Source organism: Paraburkholderia sp. (assembly GCF_035948235.1).
In the GTDB taxonomy this organism is placed as follows: Bacteria; Pseudomonadota; Gammaproteobacteria; order Burkholderiales; family Burkholderiaceae; genus Paraburkholderia.
In genome coordinates, this window is sequence record NZ_DASZJJ010000329.1 from 1 (window position 1) to 3,778 (window position 3,778).

The 3,778-nt window shown below is 67.8% G+C and carries 5 protein-coding genes; all 5 read right to left on the reverse strand.

Annotation, left to right across the window (positions count from 1 at the left end; genetic code table 11):
- The coding region (locus tag VG320_RS29155; protein ID WP_327203555.1) for an NAD(P)/FAD-dependent oxidoreductase at window positions 1-278 on the reverse strand (278 nt) is incomplete at its 3' end.
- Window positions 279-283: 5 nt separating this feature from the next.
- The gene (locus VG320_RS29160; RefSeq protein WP_327203551.1) at window positions 284-919 is read right to left on the reverse strand and encodes a HutD family protein; all 636 of its coding nucleotides are present in this window, start codon (window positions 917-919) and stop codon (window positions 284-286) included.
- Window positions 916-1,860: an electron transfer flavoprotein subunit alpha/FixB family protein gene (locus VG320_RS29165; RefSeq protein WP_327203552.1), complete on the reverse strand. Its 945-nt coding sequence runs from the start codon at window positions 1,858-1,860 to the stop codon at window positions 916-918. The genes VG320_RS29160 and VG320_RS29165 overlap by 4 nt, the downstream gene beginning before the upstream one ends.
- 2 nt (window positions 1,861-1,862) lie before the next feature.
- Window positions 1,863-2,627 carry an electron transfer flavoprotein subunit beta/FixA family protein gene (locus tag VG320_RS29170; protein ID WP_327203553.1) on the reverse strand — a complete coding sequence of 255 codons (765 nt, stop codon included), beginning with the start codon at window positions 2,625-2,627 and terminating at the stop codon, window positions 1,863-1,865.
- A gap of 24 nt (window positions 2,628-2,651) precedes the next feature.
- Window positions 2,652-3,778 (reverse strand): FAD-dependent oxidoreductase (locus VG320_RS29175; RefSeq protein ID WP_327203554.1); only part of this gene is annotated, 1,127 nt, incomplete at its 5' end.

Genomic DNA, 3,778 nt, shown 5'->3' on the forward strand with positions numbered 1-3,778 from the left:
TCCGTGACCGGTACGTTCAGCGGTGCGCCTTGCTCCTTCCAGTCGGGAAAGAGTTCGGTGATTGCGCGCGGATCCATGACCGCGCCCGAGAGGATATGCGCCCCGATTTCAGAGCCTTTTTCCAGCACGCACACGCCAATCCCGGCGCCTTTTTCGGCGGCGAGCTGTTTGAGACGGATTGCCGCCGATAGACCAGCCGGCCCGCCGCCGACGATCACGACGTCGTATTCCATCGACTCGCGTGGGCCGTATTGCGCGAGCAGCGCCTGCGTAGTCATCGGCATCAATCCTCCGTCACCGCATCGATGGCAATCGACGCCAGTTGCGCGCCAGGTCCCGATGGCCGCAACGCCAGTTCCTCAGGGCGCCCGCTGACCCACAAGGCGTGCAACGGCGGCAGCGTCACGCCGCGCAGCAGCGTACTTTCGACGCTCCATTGCCCGGCCAGGCTCACCAGGAGATGCGTTGCAGCGGGCGTCACGTGCAGCGAATGCGCGGCCACGCTCACGCGCGCGCGCGCCGCGCCACGCTTACACATCACGTTGAGCACGTTCACGGGGCGCGCAGGCAGATTCACCCACACATGCAGGTCGCCGGAAAAATGCACCGGCTGGCCTGCGCGCGCGAGCAACTGGCCGTCCTGCGTGCGCAAATCGATCATGCCGTCGTCGATGGGCAGCAGCGTGCGGTCGTAACCCGGGAACTGCGAAAACTTCGCGGCGCCGTCGAGTGTGGCGATGCTCACGCGCCACGCTGCCGCGCCGCCCTGTTCCGGCCCGCGCGCGAGCGTGCGCGTCACGCCGCCGCCGTTTGCCCACGGCTCGGGCGCAAGACGCGTGCAGTCGATGAAACGCACTGCCGCGACCGCATCTGTGGAGCGCGCGGCGTCGGGCGTCAATGCAGGCTGTCGGGCGTTCATGCGCGCGGCTCCGCAACACGGGTTTCCAGCGCGCCTACCACATCGAACAGATCGCCTACGAGGCCCACATCGGCGACGGAAAAGATCGGCGCATCCGGGTCCTTGTTCACGGCGACGATGAACTTTGAGTCCTTCATGCCGGCCAGGTGCTGGATCGCCCCCGAGATGCCGAACGCAACGTACACATCGGGCGCGACGCTGCGGCCGGTTTGCCCGACCTGGGCGGCGTTGGGCGCGTAACCGGCGTCGACGGCGGCGCGCGACGCGCCGAGCGCCGCCCCCAACGTGTCGGCCAGCTTGCCCAGCCGCGTCATGTTGTCGGGCGAGGCGAGGCCGCGTCCGCCCGCGATCACCACGCGCGCGCTGCCGAGATCCTGGCCGCTCTGTTCGGCGGCGCGTCGCTCGATCAGGCGCGTGCGGGCGAACGGCGCGAGCGGCGCGAGTTCGACGATTTCCGCCGCGCCGCCCACGGCTGGGACCGGCGCGAACGAGGTTGAACGTACCGTGGCGAACGTGCAGCTTGTTGCGCTCGCAACGGTCGCGACCACGCTGCCCGCATAGAGGCCGCGCACGAATTGCGCGCCTTCACGCAGTGCGATCACATCGGCGAGAAATGCCCCTGCGCTCAGCGCGGCCGCGCGTGGCAACGCGGATCGCCCAAGCGCGCGGTGCGCCGCGAGGAGGGTCGAATATTGCGGCGCGAGCGCCTGTAATTGCGCGGCGACGGTTTCGGGCGCGAGCGTGTCGGCGTCGCCCGCCGACGCGCACAGCACGCGCGCCACACCGCCTATCTGCGTGGCTGCAGCGGCACTCGCGGTATCGAATACGAGCAGATCGACGGGATGCCCCAGCGCGCTTGCCGCCCCAATCACGCGCAAGGTTGTGTCGGATACCGAATTATTTGTGCCGACTTCGCTATCGGCCAGAACCAGCGTTCTCATCGTCAAGCTCCTGCGGTTTCAAACACACGTTGACCGGCGAGCGCGTCCAGCAGCGCTGCGATACCCTCGACTTTCACGCCCGGCTCGCGCACAGGCGGGTCGTTGAGCGTGAGCACGCGGCACTGCGCGTCGAGCGGGGCTGCGGCCTCGCGGGTGACGAGCGGCTTCTGCTTTGCCTTGACGATGCTCGGCAGTGTCACGCGGCGCGGCTCGGCCAGACGCAGATCGGCGCTCACCACGGCGTGACCGTCGAGCTGCCAGGTGGACGTGCCCGCATCGTCGCCGCAAGTCACTCGCCAGCCGCCGTCGGCGGCATCGAGCGCGCTGGCGTTGAGCGCCTGCGGCCAACCCAACAGCGCGGCAAGCATGGCGGCCACGCCGCCGATATCGCCGTCGATGGCCTGCTTGCCGCACAGCACGAGGCCATATTCGACTTCGCTCATATGCGCGGCGATCAGACGCGCCACGGCCAGCGAATCGAGCGTGGCGGTGGCCGCGCCAGTGTCGATCAGCACGGCGTCGTCGGCGCCCATCGCGAGCGCGGTACGCAGCACGTCCTGGTGCGTGGGCAGCCCGCAGGTGAGCACGGTGACATGCGCGGCCACGCCCGCCTCCTTGAGTTGCAGCGCTTTTTCGAGCGCGCATTCGTCGAAGGGGTTGAGCGACATCTTCAGCCCGGCCGTGTCGATCGCGCCGGCGGCGCTCACACGCACGCGCACGTTCGGATCGACCACGCGCTTGACGGGCACGAGAATGCGGAGAGTCATGGTTGTTTCCTTTGTGCTGGTCGTTCAGGACACCGCGCCCAGACCGTACTTGCCGGTCAGGAGCGCGCCGCTGGCGAAGCGCGCCAGCGCATACGGGTCGAGCGAAACGTCGGTGGGCAGGCCCAGTGCGTGTTGTGCGAGCAGCTTGCCGATGCCCGGCGAAAGCTTGAAGCCGTGGCCCGAGAAGCCGAAGCCCACCGTCAGCCCTTCCACATCGGCGACGCTGCCGAGCACCGGGTTCCAGTCGGGCGTGACGTCGTACACGCCGGTCCACGACGAAGCGAGGCCCGCCGTCTCATAGGCAGGGAAGTGTTCGGCCACTTGTGCGCCCACTTCGGCCACATAGTCGAGCGAGATCTCGCCTTGTTCGGTTTCGGGCGCGTTGAGCGTATCGCCCACCACGCCTTCGGACACCAGCATCTGGCTGCCGCCGTAACTGCGGAAATACAGCATGCCCGCAGAGCCCAGATCCTTGAAGGCGGGCATCGCGAAGGTGTAGGGCGCCTGCTCGCATTCGAGCGCGAGCACGGTATGGCGTTCGGGCTTGACGGGCAGCGGCACGCCGATCCATTCGGCGAGTTCCGGGGTCCAGATGTTTTGCGTGCTGATGAGCGTGCCGCAGCCGAAAGTGCCAGCGGTCGTCTCCACCCCTACCACGCGGCGGCCTTCGCGGATCAGACCGGTCACGCGCGTGCCTTCCATGATCTTCACGCCACGGCGGCGCGCGGAACGCGCGAAGCTCGTCGCTACCAGATAGGCATCGGCGAAACCGGCCTCGGGTTCGAAGCCGATCAAGGCGGCGTCGTCGAACGTCGCGATCGGCAGACGCGCCTGGGCCTGAGCGCGATCAAGCAGTTGCACCTCGATACCCATGTCCTGCTGGGCGCGCAACGAAGCGGCGAGCGGATCGAGCTTGTCGCCTTCGGGCGCGGCGATCATGTAGCCGCATTTGACGAGGCCGCACGAAGCCTCTTCGTCGCCGAGATAATCGGCGAAATTGTTGAACGCCCACCACGACGCGCGGGCGAGTTCGACGTTCTGGCGCACGGAATAGTGTGTGCGCAGCAACCCGGAGGACTGCGAGGTGGTGCCGGCGCCGATCGTGCCCTGATCGACGACGAGCACGCTTTTGGCGCCGAGCGCGGCGAGAT